Origin of the sequence: Sulfitobacter sp. SK011 (genome assembly GCF_003352065.1) — a bacterium.
Lineage (GTDB): Bacteria > Pseudomonadota > Alphaproteobacteria > Rhodobacterales > Rhodobacteraceae > Sulfitobacter.
The window spans coordinates 3,111,053-3,126,588 of record NZ_CP025803.1 but is presented as its reverse complement, the minus strand read 5'-3'; the positions used below and the strand labels follow the sequence as shown (position 1 = coordinate 3,126,588).

Here is a 15,536-nt window from a genome sequence, read left to right as displayed (position 1 = left end):
TGCCGAAAATGGTGATGCGAACTGCCGACACTTGACCATTCAAGTACCGTGAAATACTAGATCAAATCACAGAGCGGGCGTTGTGTAGTGGTAAGACCTTAGCCTTCCAAACAAAGCTTCTGAATTTCTCACAGTATCATATAGTATCTTAGTCTTTATTTTTGTTGACTTTTATCTTACGTAGAGTTGCATGGTGTAGCACTGATTTGCATACCGTTACCTACAAAAGGCCGACAAAGAATGCCAAAGCTCACAGAGACGTTTGCCAAGAAGCTACCACACGCGAAAGCCGGTACGGACAAGTATTGGGATGCCGAAATCAGAGGTCTGGTGCTCTTCGTCGGGAAGCGCTCCAAAACCTGGTATTTCCAGAAAGACGTTGGCGGTCAGACCAAGCGCATTCTGCTCGGCCGATTTCCCACCATCTCGGCGGGTGCTGCACGACAGACGGCCCTTGGGTTTGCGCTGGAGATGGGGAGGGGGGCAGGGAAGGTGGCCCAGATTGGAGCGCCGACGCTTGTGGCTGCGATGGAAGTATATTTAGCCCGCCCGAAGCTTCGATCTGATGCCCATAAGAGCGGAACACGTCAGCAAATAGAACTCCATCTCAAAGACTGGTTGCGACTGCCACTTGACGAGATCAGCAAAGCAATGGTTGTCCGTCGCCATCAGGAAATGGCTAAAACGCCATCCGCTGCCAATCATGTGCTTCGGAGCTTTCGTGCAATCTACAACCATGCCCGTCGGACGTGCGATCTGGGGGAATGCCCGGCGATAGCAATAGAATGGTTCGAGGATAACCCAGACGGTCGGATCATCAATGACCTAAAGGATTGGCGGGCCACAATCGATGGCTTGGACAACCCAATACATCGCGTGTTCTATGAGCTTCTCCTATTCACAGGTCTCAGGAAAACTGAGGCGCTTACGCTGCAATGGCAGCAAATTCAGGAAGATCGCATCCATCTTCCGATGACAAAGAACGGCCGGAGTTTTGACTTGCCGATCTTCCAATTGCACCATGAGATTTTGGCCCCGCTGCGCCCACTCGGCCGAAAATGGGTGTTTCCGTCTCCAAAGTCGGTGATGGGACATATAACAAAGCCTGAAAGGCTAAAGTACAACCCGCATATGCATCGCAGGACATTCGCAACTGTGGCGATGGAAGCTGGTGTGCTGGAAGAGATAGTAGGGCGGCTTCTCAACCACACCCCACTTTCGATTACGGGCAGAAGGTATGTACGTCCATCTTTGGACGCGCTTCGCCCAGCTATGCAAATGGGATGCGATGAGTTGGTCAAGAGGACAGGTGCGCAATGGTAGATAAGCCAAGTACTCAAGTTTCAGTTATAGCCTTAGATCACGGGCATGTAGAGGATCAACCCGTCCACAAAGGTATGCGCATTTCCTTGTCTGATCAGACGGCCCTCAGACTGATATCCGAATGCGCTGTCGAATTGGATCCGGTACAAGAATTTCCACCTTTTAGTTTAATCGAGGGCCTCAGCGATCTCTTGCATCAAGTTGATCTGATTGGTCCATCAGTCACCGAACCAAAGCTGCTAGAGAAAACCCAATCCAAGTTACTCGATGGTGGTCGACTCAATTCTTTGGTTGAGGAATGCGAGATACGCTGGTTCGATACAGACCTTGTACCGCATGTCTGGAATGTGCTGCTTTGTAAATCCAGGCGCACAGTGAACATCTTTGCTCAACTAGAAGCAATATTGCGGAATCTAAAAAACACATCGCCATCTAAATGTGCCCGCGAACGCTATTCAAACGAAGACAGAAGAGAACTTGGCCTGCTACCCGCGCACGGCCCTACCCAACCAGGTTTGCCTTACCATTATCGCATGATCGGACCAGAATGGGTGAGATTTGGTGAGGAACTCGAGAGGTTGAAGCACTCCCAGAATGCCTTTACTCAAAAATGTCTGCGTGAGGGGCGGATATTAGTATTCTGTCCGGACCATGGGATCACGCCACCAGCCCGATGGCAAAGAGAGCCCTATCAATATATTTTGAATGACCGCTACAGTTTCGTTTTCGCTGCAGATCTCCCAAAGACATGGTTTGCTGCAGCGGGCGGGCCGCTCGATAAAGGAGCCCGCAAAGCATCCAGAGATGCATTGCGTTGGCTAGAGGAATGTTACGCGAGCCGAAGTGACCGCGAATCAATACAAAAGAAGGATTGGTTTCTCCAGGAAATGGTGAAAAATTTTGGGCTAAGCAAGAACGCTGCCAAGATGGTTTGGAAAGACGCAAACATCCCCGATATGAAGAAGAGCGGCCGCAGAAATTATTAATATACATAAAAATCAATAAGATAAATCAAACCCCCTAAGTATTAATCAGGTTCACCCGTTTTATTGAACACGAAATTTTGCAAGTTTCTCCTTAGCAAAACGTAAAACGGAGACTGCTGATGAAACACCAAAATATTGACCGGTTGCTTACCAGGTCCGAAGTGGAAGAGCGCTTTGGCATCTCGAAACGCTATCTCGAACTGGCTATTGGCCGCGGAGAAGGTCCCCGCTTAGTCCGCGTGGGGCGTTCGGTGAGGTATCGCGTCGCTGATATCGAAGCTTGGATCGAGTTTTGCGCCGTCGATGCTGTGAAAGTCGTTTAATCGGCAACCTGTATTTGGACCACAGCAGTTCGCTATCGCTGGCCCAGTCTGAAAGGCGCTGTAATCGGTCATCCTCACCTTAGCTAGCGGCCTTTCAAAATAGCTTTGCCAGAACACTGGCACATCTGAAAAATCACTGGAGAAAGTAATGCTGACTAGTAAGTTTAGCAAAGGGGAGAGCTGTGCCTCTACCCCCCAATCCGAACCAGTTCCTCTGTTTGGCGAACTGCGCGAAGCTGAGCCGGTTCCATGGGCGGCGCTTGGTCCTTTGGCTGACCCCATCATGAGTATCTCAACGTTGACGCAAGCACCGGCTGCGATCGCGATGCAAAGTGTATTGACCGTCGTCAGTACCGTTACGCAGGGGCTTGCGGATGTGGAAACCCTTCGCGGGCATGTGCCGATAAGCTTGTTTGCGCTCACAATTGCTAAGTCTGGGGAGCGCAAATCGGCGTGTGACGCGTTGGCGACAGCTGCAATTAAAGACGTGGACCAAGAGCGGGAACGTCAGTACCGCCTTGCAAAACGCGTGTTTGAAGCCGAGTTGCTGGAGTTCCAGAAAGGTCAGAGACGCAAATCTAATAAAGACTTTGAGGTTATTGAAGGAGATCCCGGAGACTCAAAGTGTGATTTGGCTCCTGAACCACCGCTTGTTCCCACAATATTGATCAGCGATGTCACAATCGAAGGGCTCCACCGGCGTTTGGAGACGGGAACGCCGTCTGTCGCTTTGATGACCGATGAAGGTGGCCAGTTCTTCGGTGGTCACAGTATGAAAAAAGAAAACGCGCTCAAAACAGCGGCCGGGTTTTCCAAGCTTTGGGATGGTTCCTCAATCAGCAAGAGCCGTGCATCGTCTGAACCCAGTGTGCTTTACGGGAAGCGGGTGTCGTTGCATCTCATGCTTCAGCCAGGCATGGCGCAGACTGTGATTGGAGACCCGATGATGAAGGACCAAGGGCTCCTCTCTCGCATACTGATCGCCTGGCCCGACAGTAAGATTGGATCACGTCAAATCACTAAAGATCCATCACGTATTGCTGAGGAAAGCGAAGCGAAGGCGAATTTGGTCGCATTTGATGAGCGCATTAAAGCGCTTCTTAAGCTTGCATTGCCAATCCATCCGGAGACCAGGGCGGATCTTGAACCCAGGATTTTAAAACTATCCGATCAGGCGCGTGCAAAACTTGAAGAGTTTTATAATTGCGTGGAACACGCCTCAAACAGGGGTGAGGCGTTTGAATACATGACCGGATTTGCGGCAAAGGCCCCTGAAATGGCAGTGAGGATCGCTGGTGTGCAGACGCTTTATGCGGACGAACTTGCGACTGAGATTACCGAAGGGATGATGTCAAACGGAATAATCATGATGGAGTGGTATCTCTCAGAGATGCAGCGTGTCTCGGATACGGGCCGCCCAAACGAGGAACTCTGCGCGGCCGAAGCGTTAAGGCAGTGGGTTGTGAACAAATGGGCCGAAGAGTTCATCGACAAGCGAACCATGATGAAAAATGGCCCCGGTCATCTGCGTGATGGGAACACATTGGACTTCTGCATCAAAAAGCTCACTGAGCACGGCTGGCTGGCTCGTGAGCCTGGGCGGCAGGTTATCAATGGGTCCAACAGTAAAACATACTGGCGTGTTGTGCGCCGGGGCGCGGTAGAATGACCTCAATCGGTATAGGCCTTATTCAGACGTGCGTTGCTAACGCTGAACAGATCTTCCCGATTGTCTGCCCCGAAGGCTGCCGTGAGTCTGCGCAAGGACTCTTGGGACGAGCTTTGCCGCAAATGCCGCAGTTGCCGCAGCCTAAAGCGTCTGCAGGCAGATTGATTACGGATCAGGAATATGAGTTTGAAGAGCGGGCCGCCATAATTGAATACGATGGAGGATTGCCGCGGGCGCTCGCAGAGTTCTTGGCAAGACGGGGCAGGGAGCAGTAGGGGGCCGCCTGTCCGGGTTGGAGCTTAGTTGCTATGCGCAGTGCAGTAATATCAGCATCTGTATAAAGTTCAGGTATTTGTCGCTTCCGGCCCAAAGCTGCGTTTCATAGCGTTCTGGGCTGCCGCATTGCAGCATCCCCATAGCGGACGTTGAGCGGTTGCGCAGCATTTCAGTTCATCGTGCCAGCGACCTTACTTTCGGTATTCTTGCAGACCTAGCTCAGCCCACATCCAGCCAAAATCGTATTCTTCGATTGCGTCATTGCGATGCTTAGCGCTGTTGTTTTCTAGCGTCTTTAGCCAGTCGACCACCTTTGCACGGCCTGCTTTACTCCGCACCGCTTGGTACGGTGATTTACCGCCAAGCGCTGGTATCGGCGCATCAAGCGTTTCGCGATAGTGCTGGTCCATGTGCTCCTGAACTATCTGCCGAGCAGTCTCTGGTGGAATTTCGTCAGCATCCTCCAAGTCTAATTCATCTTGCTCTTCAGCCATCATCTGTTCGACTGTGCGGATCGTGGTCAGAGGCTGTTTTAAATGTTGGCCCGCCGCCTTCATCACTACATTGCGCACTCTGTCCGCGCGAGCGGATGAGTTCACATTAATAAGTAGCGATTTACCTTTGAGTTCGAGATGACCTAGCACAGTGCGACCGTCGGTCTTTGAATCCAACACTAGACCATCGCTCTCCCTTGAGACCTTGCCACCGTGTGGCGCAATCCAAGTCCAACAACGTGCACCATCAGCGGCAAAGCCATTGACCTGGTTCAGGCAAACGGAAACGTCTTTCTGCCTAACGTCTGTCTCAAATGGAAATCTCAGATCATGAAACATAATGTCTTCACCATCTGCATTGGTGAATTCGGGAAATTCCTCCGAAAGCGCCCGTGGTAGGGCGGTAAATAGCCAAGCGCTGGTGAAGATCGGCGCGCATTTCAAAAGCTGGTCTGTCGGGAGTGATAGCTCATCGTTTTTATCGACGTTCAGCACGGTGGACAAAGCATCAAACAAGAACGCAACCGCCTCTCTAGAAAAAGCCAGGAGCGCACCCGAAATCACGTGGGCGTCGTTTTCGGCAATGACACGAACGGCAATCCGGTCCCACTGCTTCAATGACTGCGTTGCCGATCCTTCAAGCACCGTGACTGGCTTTGTGTCTCCAAGCAGATCCTTAAGCATCATGGACGTTCCGGGCTTAACCTCACTGACTTCGTAAAGGCTGACTGGTGTATCTCGCAGAGCTACGAAATACTCACGATTGGCAGTTGGTTCGTTCCATCCGCGTCGCTTGAGGTAAAGGTCGACAATGTTGCCGTCTTCGTACTGGCGGCTGAGGAAATCTTCGAAACCACATCCCCATAAAACGCCGGGCCAAGGCTCACCCAACATTTCGGGCAGATCATCATAGTCAAGGTCAAATTCTTCAAGAGCTGGCGTCAAGTGCTCCGCCACAACCTCCTGCAAGCGTCCAAACCAAAGATCATCCTGACTGATGAATGTAAGTAAATCCGAGATGTCATTGCGCACGTCAGCTCTCCAACTCTTAGCCGCATTCAGCGCAATTCTTAGTCAAGTTGCGAACCGGTGTCAGCACATGGGTGCCGTTGATTTGAGAAAATAACAATCGCAACCGGCCCAAAGCAGCCCCTGATATCTTAGGCCATTTGCTGCATTGAAGCTTGACGAAACCCACATTGCTGGCGTTCCCTGTGACTATGAATATCAATGAGGACAGTGTTGACGACGCGGTTCTGGCGCTGCTCTGGCTGACGCTCCACGACGGGCACCGCGCCTGGAAGGGCTATGTCTGGGACGTGCTCGGTCGGCTGCACGAAAAGGGACTCATTCAGGATCCGGTCGGCAAAGCAAAGTCGGTGGTGCTTACAAACGACGGCTTGCGCCGGTCAGAAGAACTGTTCAAAGCCCTTTTCACCAATGCGCCAAAGCCTTGACTGAACGAAGAGCTGCCTCTGGTTAAGGCGGCCCATTGCTGCCGTTGACCAGCCAATCTGATGCTGCGGTGCGGCCCGTCAGACCGGACTTTCGCTGCGACTGCTAAATCATCGAACATGCGAATTCACAGTTCGCGGACTTTCCCGACCTTCGCAAAAATCAGTAGAACTGGTGCTTTCGGCCCATTGCGGCCACTCATCTCTTTAACTGATAAAGCGGGGCATCCTTCTGGTAATGCCATTAGGAGAGTTATGAAATAGGCTCTAAGACACAACATCCCACGTTGTTGCGTCGCTTTGGACTCAATTTTCCCGACGCCAGTGTGGGTCGAGAGCAAGCAGGTTTTTCATTGTTCCCGCGCCGTGGGCCGCGCCGTAGAGAACAATGACACTACTCTGTGCTTCATTGATCACCCTCGCTAAGTGCCCGTTTCTCTGATCGATTATGACACTCGTAAGTTGCATGACATCCGCAGTTGGCATGACGAACTCCTCAATTGGTGTGGTGAGGTTCTCGTCGCTGATATCAAGCGGACCAACCAAATTCTCATAGGCATCTGCCAACTCTGCCGGAGACAGATCGACGTTGACGTCTCTGCCACCCGGAAAACCCAAGAACATCGCGTTATCCTGCCCTATCAATTCGTGAGATGCATTCTGCGCATAAAAAGCTGGTGTAGGAATGAGACCATACATAGCCCTGATCCTACGCTTGTCTGCGAGGGTCGCTGCTTCGAAGTCGATGAACTCATAGAAAAGGTCGCTACCCTGCGCTTTAAGACGCTTTACCTCGCCAGCCACCGCCTCATAAAACGCTGGCTCGGCTTGGTGAATCATAGGAATGAAATGAAGAGACCGAGTTCCGTTCGAGAACGTGAACACTCTGGCGCTGGAGGCAGTGCCGTCTATGTAGAACTGGCCTTCGGTCAGCGCCTCGATTTCGCCCCCGGGCCCTTCTTGCACACCCCCCACAGTGAGGTGACCTGACGCGTTTGCGCAAACCGCCGCCAAAATGACTGCGATGCAGACTGCCAGTCGTAGTCGAAGAGACTTCATGTGAAACCTTCCATGTCTTTATCCAAAGCTTGGCTGTTGTGCAAAACGGCGAGACCCGATTGGCCCCTCATTGACGGAACTTGACCAGCAGAGAAGCTAATAGCAATACAATCCCCAATGCAGCCAGAATGAACGTCAGAGGGAGGAAAAGCTCTCCTGAACGACACCGTTTGCGTCTATATCGCCATAAAACGCTGTCTCAACCAGCCACGATAGCCCGGCGAGAACCAAAGCCACAAATCCAACAGAACGAAGTTTAGATTTCATGATGATTTTTCCTTTTTGGATCTGAGCCGGGTGCTGGACACCCAAACAAGTGGCGTACCTGTGACTCAGTTTGTGTCCGGAGAGAGCAGTGTTTTCAGCTTCTCCGCTTGTGCTTCAGAAAGCGCCAGGATGAAGCTGGTGCCTTGAACCGCATCTGAAATTCGCACGGAGTTGGCCAATTGGCTGCCAATACTAATGTCCATATCTTGGCCAATGGATTGCTTTGTGAAAGCGGTCAAAGGGCTTGCGATTTCAGGGGTCAGCACAAGGCGGACCTGCGGCTGCCCATCAACTCCGCGCTGGAGTTCGAATTCGACCACGTCCTTTCGCGTGACCCTGATCGGCCCCAACCAAAGTGCCGTATTTTGCACTTCAACGACGCAAATCGGGTACTCCCCCGGATTTCGCCCCCCACCAAGATCAAGGCATAGGTCATCAATTTGTGCCTGTCGAAATTCGGATCCGGCCCAGAAGGACAAAACTACGGCCACTATGATTGCCGCAATGACCGTCATGTTCGTCCTCGTCATTCGAAATCCTCTCAACGGTGCCTGCGTGTCATCCTACCGGACCCGCTCGTCATTGACGCATCAATACTCAACATTGCGCCAAAGTGCGGAAGGGTCATGTAAGTCGCACACTATAGTCTCGCAGGCTCGTCTGTGGGCCAGATGCCTCAATCAGGCCTGTCGCAATCAGGCGCTGAAGCCTGCCGGACAGAAATACATCGCTCAACAAATTATGTTCATCGCCACGACCCATGGCAGTACCGACCACGCGTGCGGCACAAAACCAGTTTGTTGCACAACATGCCAACAGCAGGCCGTCATAGTAGTCTTCGGAAACATCGACGATCTTGCCTGCTTCCCATTTACGCAGTGTAGCACCACTGTCTCGCAGACGCAGAAAATCAGAAGACAGCGCTGCTCTTGTCATAGAGTCTATCGCGTCTCGTTGATCAAAAAGGCTCGCCAATAGGGCCGGAGTTTGTGCGCCGATATAGGGCAGTGACTTTAGACCCGTCTTGCCAACACGCGTCACTGTTCCCTTGAAATAGCCCAGTTGATGACAAGCCATCTCCATGAACGTTCGTTCCGACGCATTTTCGCCCACCCATATGCAAACTTCCGGCGAGATATCTTGCCCCAAATGGACTGGGAGGCTATCAAAATCGGCCAATGAAGGAACCGGATCTTCAGGCAGCTGACCATAGTTTTGGTAAAGCGTTCTGAAATATGCTGCTCGCGCTTGCTTGTCGTTCAACGGGCCGTGGCTCAGATCATCATCGAACACATGCACACGTCCGGTCAGGCCGTAAGTTACAACTGCGGCGCGCACACAGCCGCCGGCACTTCCGCCCAAAACCAGATGCAAATATGCGGGCTGTGACATTAAGTACCTTTGGCTAAAGACAAAAAATTGGGTTGTTAGGGGACACGTATTGGTTCGAAAACACTGCGTTTAAAGTACGTCATTTGCCGTGCGGGCTACCAGTCTGAAAACCACGATCCGCAAAAAAAACTTGCTTCGTCGTTTATTGTCCTAAATCATAAAAGAACAAAGTTGGGATTTAGAATGAAAAATCAGGAGATCAGCAATGGGTTTTACGCAATCGGTCAAGACCTGCCTGTCCAAGTATGTGGTGTTTTCTGGCCGCGCGCGTAGATCAGAGTATTGGTGGTTCGTGCTGTTCGCAATTTTGGTCAGCGTTGGGCTGGCGATACTCGGTGCGGTCCTTTTTGGCACTGATCCGGAAACGGGTCAGGGATCGAACTTGCTGAGCTCGGTTTTTCAACTGGCGATCATGCTTCCCTTGCTTGCCGCAGGGTGGCGTCGATTACATGATACAGGCCGTCCTGGATGGTATCTTCTTCTGCCTTTGGCCTTCAGTCTCGCAACGATGATAATGCTATTGACCGGCGTCGCTGTTTTCTCAGTCGTCGAGTCCGGAAGCGGGAATCCTGAGGCTCTGAGAGGGCCGGCAGCCCTTATTGGCGGAACAGGTTTGATTGTCATGTACGCTATCCAACTTTGCCTTTCAGTCGTGATGATCTGGTGGCTGACGCGGCCCTCAGAAGAGGGCACGAATGCTTATGGAGCACAGTCGTAAACGGGTGATCAATCACTTTTACCTCTACACTGTAGAACCGTTATCACCCCAGAAATCGGGGATTTTTAGGAGTTAAGAATGAAAAGTGCTTTTCTTTCTGGGTGTCTAATGTTTTGCATGTCCGCTGCACCTGCATTTGCGGAATGGGGATTTAGCGGTGGCCAGACCCCAAATGCGTTTATTCAGACAGGCGACATGACGCTGGAATTGCAATGTGACCGATTGCGCTTTGCACCTGTTGGGTATGCCGACAGCGAAGATATCGTCGGAAAGCAAAGCCTTTCAATTAGGTTTATGAAAAATGGTTCGACAGAAGTCGGATCTTTTCAAGCGGGTCAAGGGAACGCCACCCTGCGGATCGTCGATAACTACCCTGTCGAAGTTGTGTTCCAAGACTCCGCTGACTACCAGTTCGTTCTTGATCAGATTGCAGCCAACGCCGTCCTCAATCTATCCATGGCGGATCAAGATGTGAGCTATGGACTTTTCGACCTTAAAGGATCGGGCAAGGCTATTCGATCACTACGGTCCTCTTGCGGTTCTGCGCCGCAAGCAGGCAACAACACCATGGAGGCCCCAGAGGGGGTGGTGTACTGCGGTGGTGGCCAAATAAAACGCCAGATCGAGTACCTGATCCTTGATAAGGCACAGGGCCAATGGGACGCGATCGTAACAGTCAACGGCAAAACCACGCGTGCAATGACGGCCTATAGCTACTTTGGAAATGCAGAGCCGCCACGGGGATTTGTGGTCGCACTGTTAGGAGAAGATCGGTCCGAGTTCCTCGTCTTCAAAGATGGCAACAAGAACTGGCTCGAATACGGAGACTACCAATACATCCAATGCAATTGACTTAGATGTCTCGGCGGCGTGCTGTCTCAAATTTGGCAAGTCCCACCGCTTTCGTCGCAGATCTAACACGTTCTACCAAAATGGCTTCATAAAACACAGAAAAGGAATAAACATGAACACAACACTTAAACTGGCTTCTTGTGTGATCTTTGGCACTTTATTGTCAGCATGCGTGGAAGATACTGGCTCTGCGACGTCATCGCCGACTCCGGCAGACCAAGCTTGTCTAAATGCGGTTGCACAGTCGACTGGCAATAGCCAAGTGCGACTTTTGTCATCTGAATTTTCTGAAGCGGGGACTTTGGTTAAAGTTGGTGTTGGCCCAGATGCCGCACCTTGGGAGTGCATTGCCTATAGCGACGGAACGACCGCCGGTATCACGTCTTTGACAGACGAAGGCTTTCTCTGACGCAGCCGTGGCGCGCCGCCTAAGCGTCGCCTTCCGGGCATCAATAGCGACAAATGCCATCGCCCTTTTCATCTGGGCGGTTGGCACTTTTTGGATGGTTCGGACACAAGCGAGAGCCCCTCATCGCAGTTGAATGGTTGACGCAGGCTTTATGAATGGAGGATAGAGCAAAATGTGGTCAGTCGGCAAAACCAATGGCAAAGTCAGCCGGGCTGTCTTCCTGGCAGCCGTCAACGCGGCGTTCCTTGCCGTCTCGGCGAATGCCCAGGATTTGTCCGGGCTGCCCGCGCAGTTGCTTGAAAAAGTGGAGGCCGCATGGCAGGCATGTTCAGATTTGGACAACGGGCAGTTCGCCGTCGAATTCGGAGCCGTGCACAGGGTTGATCTTGATGGTGACCTCTATAACAACTGGGTGCTGGACGAAGCCAGGTTCGCCTGCTCTTCTGTACCTTCAATGTATTGTGGCACAGGTGGATGTGTCTCTCATTTCCTGATTGGCGATAATATCGACTCACTGCTCAATCAGGGTTGGGATATGGCACAGATCGGTCCCCACAGGGTTCTCTTGGCGAATGTGCATTATTCGCAGTGCGGCGGGATCAGCCCAAGCCCCTGCGTTGTGGCCAGCGTTTGGGACGATGACGAAATGATGTGGCGCAGCACTGAAGCAAAGTGGGAATAGTAATGACTGATATCCTTAAGCCTCTCATTATCACCCTGTTTGCCGTGGTCATGACAACGCTAGTGACGGGTTGTGTCGAGACTGCACCGGATCTTGCGATCAGCGAACCTGATCCCGAGCTTGTCTTTGTCCGTGGATACCGTGGCCCAACAGATGAGTGCCAACTTGTCGGTGAAAGCGCCTTCACCTCCGAGTTCCTAGATGACGCAGCTGATCTTATTGCTTGTCCGACTGGAAGCGCGTCTATGTCCAGTTTAGTGTCGGAAACAGGAGCGGGAACGCTCACCCAGACGAACAGTTACACGTTTTTCAGCATTCCCTATCGCTGAACCAAACTCTTTTCGACATCAGTAAACGATAGATACAGCTCAATAGAATGATCTGCCCGACAAATTAGTTCAGGGCATCCATCGAGAAGAAATAGGTCGCGCAAATACCTTGGGCGGCGACACCCGTCGGCGCATCCAGCCCGGTAAACATTGCAATGCCCAAAAGCTTAAATTCGGAGGTGTTCTCATTCCAGGCCGCCATGTAGGTCACCGGCTGATCGCCACAGAGCGTGTTTCCACGACGCAGCGGCCCGGCGCTCCCTAACACCCGAAATACCTGAGCCACGGGCAAATCACCGGAAGCACCCCAACCCCCAGCAGCCTGAGAGTCCAACATTTCGAGATTGATAAACTTACCAGTCTCGAAAACCATCTTTGTGGTAGACAAGATTACCGGTCCCGTGATCGCCATTGCAGTCTCACTATAAGGATTGAAAGCCATAGGCTCCTCCAAAAGAGGTTGAGAAGATGCAGGACCTACCAAGACCCCTATCAAAACCAGTGGTGCTAAGAGTGAACGAGACATTTGTTTATCCTTTGCGCGAAATGGCTGACCTGCGCTGATAACAATTTAAGGCAAAATATCATGAGCGCGAAGGCAATCTTGTATACTGATGCCGCACAGGCTTTAAAGAAGCGCTTTTGATCTTTGGTTGTGTTGTTTTGATATCAAACAAAATGAAAAATGTGCAGGTCAGCATTTGCCATAGTTTCGCCTTGGTTTTTAGTTGTATGCTTGTCTAAAAACATGCTGAGGTTTGAGCATTTGCAACATTATGTCCGACACAAGGTGCAAGCAGCAAATACGATTGTGTGCCTATTAACTGCTATGATCCTGACGGTAGTCTGTGTCACAGACGTTCAGGCTCAAACGCAAACTTTTGAATTGCAAGGCGCGGGCGCTTACAATGCAGAAGAAATCCTGAGCTTTGCCGCACAGCTAGCACTGCAAAGAACCGGTGCCGTTACCGCTGCAGGGATCGCGCGCACGATCGAGACGATATACCGTGAAGACGGTTATTTCCTTGCGGAAGCGCGCGTCAGCCGCGACGGGCGCACAATTATTGTCGATGAAGGCGAAATTGGCTCTGTTTCCATTGAAGGCGTGGACCAGAGGACGTTCAATCTAATCAACGGTTATTTCCGTCCGGTTGTCGGCAAGCAGGGTGTAACGCTCGCAGAGTTCGAGCGCGCCGTGATGCTGACCGAAGATATCCAATCCGTTGCCGCCTCCGCCGAAATTTACTACCCCGAGGGTCAGGATACTGCACATGTCCGTGTTGTGGCCGAACAGCAAGACACAAGCTCTGGCTATGTAACGCTGGACAACCCTGCGCGCGAGTTCGGGGATGCGGCAACACTGACCTTCGGTCAGGAATTTGTCAGCTTGCTCACGCCCGGCGACCTGTTCCGTTTTGAATTATCCGGCACCGCAGCCTTCGACGGTGGCGAAAACGATCTATATGGCTCTGTGATCTATCGCGCGCCGATTGGTGTCTCGGGCACCTACGGCGAAGTTTATTTGGGCAACGCTGTAGGAGATCGCGATGCCACCGGAACGCTGCGCCAGACGGACCTAGACGGGGATACTGTGATCCTTGCAATCGGCCATCCGGTTATTCGCAATATCGACACTTACGGTTACGCATTGCTTGAGGCGCGCCGGTCAAGTTCGGACAGTGATGTTGATGGCATCAGCACGGACTTTGAAAGTACCGTCAATGTGATTGCCGCGTCGTGGATTTACGGGCGTGCGCTGCAGAACGGCGGGGCATTCGAATATGCAACGAACCTCGCATTTGGATCACGCAGCAGTGACGCGGATGGTTTTGACGATGGCGACGAAGACTTTTGGCATCTCCGCGCGGGTGCAGGCTACCAACAGCCCGTGTCGTGGTTCGGAGAGAACTCGAGCTTCCGCGCCGAGATTTGGGGGCAGTATACGACGGACCGCTTGCCCGGCATCGAAGAGTTCTATCTTGGTGGTATCGACGATGAACGCGGATATACTTTTGCTGAAGTTCAGGGCGATTCCGGCGTCTCCGCAGTCTTTCAAGCCGGGCGCGATTTCTTTCCCCAATCAAGCACGGTGAGGCGCTACAGACCCTTTGCCTTTGTCGATGCGGGATATGTGGACAACAACGATCCGTCTGCCACAGAAAAGGATGACGAGTTCTTGTCTTCCGTTGGCTTTGGCGTCGATCTTGAGTTCGATAACAGGTTCTTCGCACAGGCTTATGTGGCCGTGCCCACGACATCCGGTCCCGAGACAGACTCCGGCGACCCTGCCTTCTATCTTGCCCTTTCCAAAAGCTGGTGACCCTATGAAACGTTATGTATCCGCCGCAATTCTGTCCTTTGTTGCCGCAACTTCAGCCGGACAGGTTTCAGCCAAGGGTAATCACTATGGATGGTGTAACGGCGTAGGAAATCCGCACCGTGGTTCAAATTGTGGAAGCTCGGGTTCAACGCAACCAAGTCAGACACCCTCAAGCGTGCCAACTGCCAATCAAAAACCTGCAACAGGCCCCACCAATCCGCAAACACCTGGTGGGCTACCTACTCAGGTCATCGTGGTTACACCGCAACCGGGGCAAACGATCACTGGTACTGGTCAGGTGCCGCCAATCGTCGGGCAACCGGGACCTACAATAACAGGCACTGGGACGCCGACTATCACGCTGCGTCCTCTGCCACCGCAAGTAATCACAGGGACATCGCCTGTAACCACAGTAACCCCACAGCTTGCACCTTCCTTTACCGGATTCGGCCTGCCGGTTGTGACAATTCAACCCAACTCTCCGCAGACCTTTGTGGGTTACGGAAAAGTTCCGGCGACCATCATCGTACAACCCATTGCACAACCCAGTTTTACGGGGACCGGTGCGATCCCCTTTCCGGAACCGCAGCAGATACCACCACAAATACCAACAGCTATTCCGTCAAAAACACCGCAGGGAACACCATACTTGATACCGTCGCTCATCCAGAGCAAGACCAACGGAAAAACGCCTTCAACCAGTCCCCCGAAGGCACCGCAGGCCAAACCGATTATGGTACCGAGGCCGAAACCTCGGCCGACTGCCCAAAAACCTGTCGCAAAGGGGGGGGCAACGTCCCACCAATCGGCCGCAACGGCTCCCGCACTCAAAAAAGAACACATAACGAGAAGCCCCGGCCGTCAGGAACAGCACAATTTACCAGAATTTGAAGCATCGGAGGGCGGACAACCTTGGCATTGTGTTGCAAGTGGCCACGGACAGCGCAAATCGCTCTCTGATCGGCGTGTTTCAGTCTCTGGAG

Annotated in this window: 17 protein-coding genes; 11 read left to right on the top strand and 6 right to left on the bottom strand. The window is 52.2% G+C overall.

What is annotated here, in order from left to right; all coding sequences use genetic code 11:
• The first annotated feature begins 240 nt into the window (after window positions 1-240).
• The 4 genes from C1J02_RS15415 (at window position 241) to C1J02_RS15400 (ending at window position 4,301) form a co-directional block, all read left to right on the top strand.
• Entirely contained in the window at window positions 241-1,323 is a 1,083-nt protein-coding gene (locus tag C1J02_RS15415) for an integrase family protein (RefSeq protein ID WP_114879374.1), read from the top strand.
• Window positions 1,317-2,309 carry a hypothetical protein gene (locus C1J02_RS15410; protein WP_114879373.1) on the top strand — a complete coding sequence of 331 codons (993 nt, stop codon included), beginning with the start codon at window positions 1,317-1,319 and terminating at the stop codon, window positions 2,307-2,309. The genes C1J02_RS15415 and C1J02_RS15410 overlap by 7 nt, the downstream gene beginning before the upstream one ends.
• 119 nt (window positions 2,310-2,428) lie before the next feature.
• Window positions 2,429-2,632 (top strand): AlpA family transcriptional regulator, encoded by a 204-nt coding sequence (locus C1J02_RS15405; RefSeq protein ID WP_114879372.1) that lies wholly within the window; start codon window positions 2,429-2,431, stop codon window positions 2,630-2,632.
• A gap of 148 nt (window positions 2,633-2,780) precedes the next feature.
• Window positions 2,781-4,301: a YfjI family protein gene (locus tag C1J02_RS15400; RefSeq protein ID WP_114879371.1), complete on the top strand. Its 1,521-nt coding sequence runs from the start codon at window positions 2,781-2,783 to the stop codon at window positions 4,299-4,301.
• A gap of 467 nt (window positions 4,302-4,768) precedes the next feature.
• Here the strand turns inward: C1J02_RS15400 and C1J02_RS15390 are convergent, their stop codons facing one another.
• Complete coding sequence (locus C1J02_RS15390; protein ID WP_162798337.1) at window positions 4,769-6,103, bottom strand: hypothetical protein; 1,335 nt, start codon at window positions 6,101-6,103, stop codon at window positions 4,769-4,771.
• A gap of 152 nt (window positions 6,104-6,255) precedes the next feature.
• On the opposite strand from C1J02_RS15390, the gene C1J02_RS15380 reads away from it, so the two are divergent.
• Window positions 6,256-6,528, top strand: a complete 273-nt coding sequence (locus C1J02_RS15380; RefSeq protein ID WP_254693117.1) for a DUF6429 family protein — start codon at window positions 6,256-6,258, stop codon at window positions 6,526-6,528.
• Window positions 6,529-6,831: 303 nt separating this feature from the next.
• Here C1J02_RS15380 and C1J02_RS15375 read toward each other — a convergent pair whose 3' ends face one another.
• The 4 genes from C1J02_RS15375 to C1J02_RS15365 form a co-directional block, all read right to left on the bottom strand.
• Entirely contained in the window at window positions 6,832-7,584 is a 753-nt protein-coding gene (locus C1J02_RS15375; protein ID WP_114879366.1) for a hypothetical protein, read from the bottom strand.
• 135 nt (window positions 7,585-7,719) lie between these two features.
• Entirely contained in the window at window positions 7,720-7,851 is a 132-nt protein-coding gene (locus C1J02_RS21255) for a hypothetical protein (protein WP_302622755.1), read from the bottom strand.
• Between the two features lie 65 nt (window positions 7,852-7,916).
• Complete coding sequence (locus tag C1J02_RS15370) at window positions 7,917-8,366, bottom strand: hypothetical protein (RefSeq protein WP_205389936.1); 450 nt, start codon at window positions 8,364-8,366, stop codon at window positions 7,917-7,919.
• Between the two features lie 109 nt (window positions 8,367-8,475).
• A complete protein-coding gene (locus C1J02_RS15365; RefSeq protein WP_114879364.1) occupies window positions 8,476-9,243 on the bottom strand; it encodes a DUF3658 domain-containing protein in 768 nt (255 codons plus the stop codon).
• Between the two features lie 205 nt (window positions 9,244-9,448).
• On the opposite strand from C1J02_RS15365, the gene C1J02_RS15360 reads away from it, so the two are divergent.
• The 5 genes from C1J02_RS15360 (at window position 9,449) to C1J02_RS15340 (ending at window position 12,233) form a co-directional block, all read left to right on the top strand.
• Window positions 9,449-9,961 carry a DUF805 domain-containing protein gene (locus C1J02_RS15360; protein WP_114879363.1) on the top strand — a complete coding sequence of 171 codons (513 nt, stop codon included), beginning with the start codon at window positions 9,449-9,451 and terminating at the stop codon, window positions 9,959-9,961.
• Window positions 9,962-10,039: 78 nt separating this feature from the next.
• Window positions 10,040-10,813, top strand: a complete 774-nt coding sequence (locus tag C1J02_RS15355) for a hypothetical protein (RefSeq protein ID WP_114879362.1) — start codon at window positions 10,040-10,042, stop codon at window positions 10,811-10,813.
• A gap of 112 nt (window positions 10,814-10,925) precedes the next feature.
• Entirely contained in the window at window positions 10,926-11,222 is a 297-nt protein-coding gene (locus tag C1J02_RS15350; RefSeq protein WP_114879361.1) for a hypothetical protein, read from the top strand.
• A 172-nt stretch (window positions 11,223-11,394) separates the two neighbouring features.
• Window positions 11,395-11,904 (top strand): hypothetical protein, encoded by a 510-nt coding sequence (locus C1J02_RS15345; RefSeq protein WP_114879360.1) that lies wholly within the window; start codon window positions 11,395-11,397, stop codon window positions 11,902-11,904.
• 2 nt (window positions 11,905-11,906) lie between these two features.
• Entirely contained in the window at window positions 11,907-12,233 is a 327-nt protein-coding gene (locus C1J02_RS15340) for a hypothetical protein (RefSeq protein ID WP_114879359.1), read from the top strand.
• 64 nt (window positions 12,234-12,297) lie between these two features.
• Here C1J02_RS15340 and C1J02_RS15335 read toward each other — a convergent pair whose 3' ends face one another.
• A complete protein-coding gene (locus C1J02_RS15335) occupies window positions 12,298-12,759 on the bottom strand; it encodes a hypothetical protein (RefSeq protein ID WP_162798335.1) in 462 nt (153 codons plus the stop codon).
• A 303-nt stretch (window positions 12,760-13,062) separates the two neighbouring features.
• Here C1J02_RS15335 and C1J02_RS15330 point away from each other — a divergent pair, with 303 nt between their 5' ends.
• Window positions 13,063-14,553, top strand: a complete 1,491-nt coding sequence (locus tag C1J02_RS15330; protein WP_162798334.1) for a ShlB/FhaC/HecB family hemolysin secretion/activation protein — start codon at window positions 13,063-13,065, stop codon at window positions 14,551-14,553.
• Window positions 14,554-15,536: the final 983 nt, after the last annotated feature.

What these genes read in the sequence shown, in the direction of transcription:
- C1J02_RS15415 (WP_114879374.1), top strand. Translation starts at nt 241, where the DNA reads ATGCCAAAGCTCACAGAGACGTTTGCCAAGAAGCTACCACACGCGAAA.
- C1J02_RS15410 (WP_114879373.1), top strand. Translation starts at nt 1,317, where the DNA reads ATGGTAGATAAGCCAAGTACTCAAGTTTCAGTTATAGCCTTAGATCAC.
- C1J02_RS15405 (WP_114879372.1), top strand. Translation starts at nt 2,429, where the DNA reads ATGAAACACCAAAATATTGACCGGTTGCTTACCAGGTCCGAAGTGGAA.
- C1J02_RS15400 (WP_114879371.1), top strand. Translation starts at nt 2,781, where the DNA reads ATGCTGACTAGTAAGTTTAGCAAAGGGGAGAGCTGTGCCTCTACCCCC.
- C1J02_RS15375 (WP_114879366.1), bottom strand. Translation starts at nt 7,584, where the DNA reads ATGAAGTCTCTTCGACTACGACTGGCAGTCTGCATCGCAGTCATTTTG.
- C1J02_RS21255 (WP_302622755.1), bottom strand. Translation starts at nt 7,851, where the DNA reads ATGAAATCTAAACTTCGTTCTGTTGGATTTGTGGCTTTGGTTCTCGCC.
- C1J02_RS15370 (WP_205389936.1), bottom strand. Translation starts at nt 8,366, where the DNA reads ATGACGGTCATTGCGGCAATCATAGTGGCCGTAGTTTTGTCCTTCTGG.
- C1J02_RS15365 (WP_114879364.1), bottom strand. Translation starts at nt 9,243, where the DNA reads ATGTCACAGCCCGCATATTTGCATCTGGTTTTGGGCGGAAGTGCCGGC.
- C1J02_RS15360 (WP_114879363.1), top strand. Translation starts at nt 9,449, where the DNA reads ATGGGTTTTACGCAATCGGTCAAGACCTGCCTGTCCAAGTATGTGGTG.
- C1J02_RS15355 (WP_114879362.1), top strand. Translation starts at nt 10,040, where the DNA reads ATGAAAAGTGCTTTTCTTTCTGGGTGTCTAATGTTTTGCATGTCCGCT.
- C1J02_RS15350 (WP_114879361.1), top strand. Translation starts at nt 10,926, where the DNA reads ATGAACACAACACTTAAACTGGCTTCTTGTGTGATCTTTGGCACTTTA.
- C1J02_RS15345 (WP_114879360.1), top strand. Translation starts at nt 11,395, where the DNA reads ATGTGGTCAGTCGGCAAAACCAATGGCAAAGTCAGCCGGGCTGTCTTC.
- C1J02_RS15340 (WP_114879359.1), top strand. Translation starts at nt 11,907, where the DNA reads ATGACTGATATCCTTAAGCCTCTCATTATCACCCTGTTTGCCGTGGTC.
- C1J02_RS15335 (WP_162798335.1), bottom strand. Translation starts at nt 12,759, where the DNA reads ATGTCTCGTTCACTCTTAGCACCACTGGTTTTGATAGGGGTCTTGGTA.
- C1J02_RS15330 (WP_162798334.1), top strand. Translation starts at nt 13,063, where the DNA reads ATGATCCTGACGGTAGTCTGTGTCACAGACGTTCAGGCTCAAACGCAA.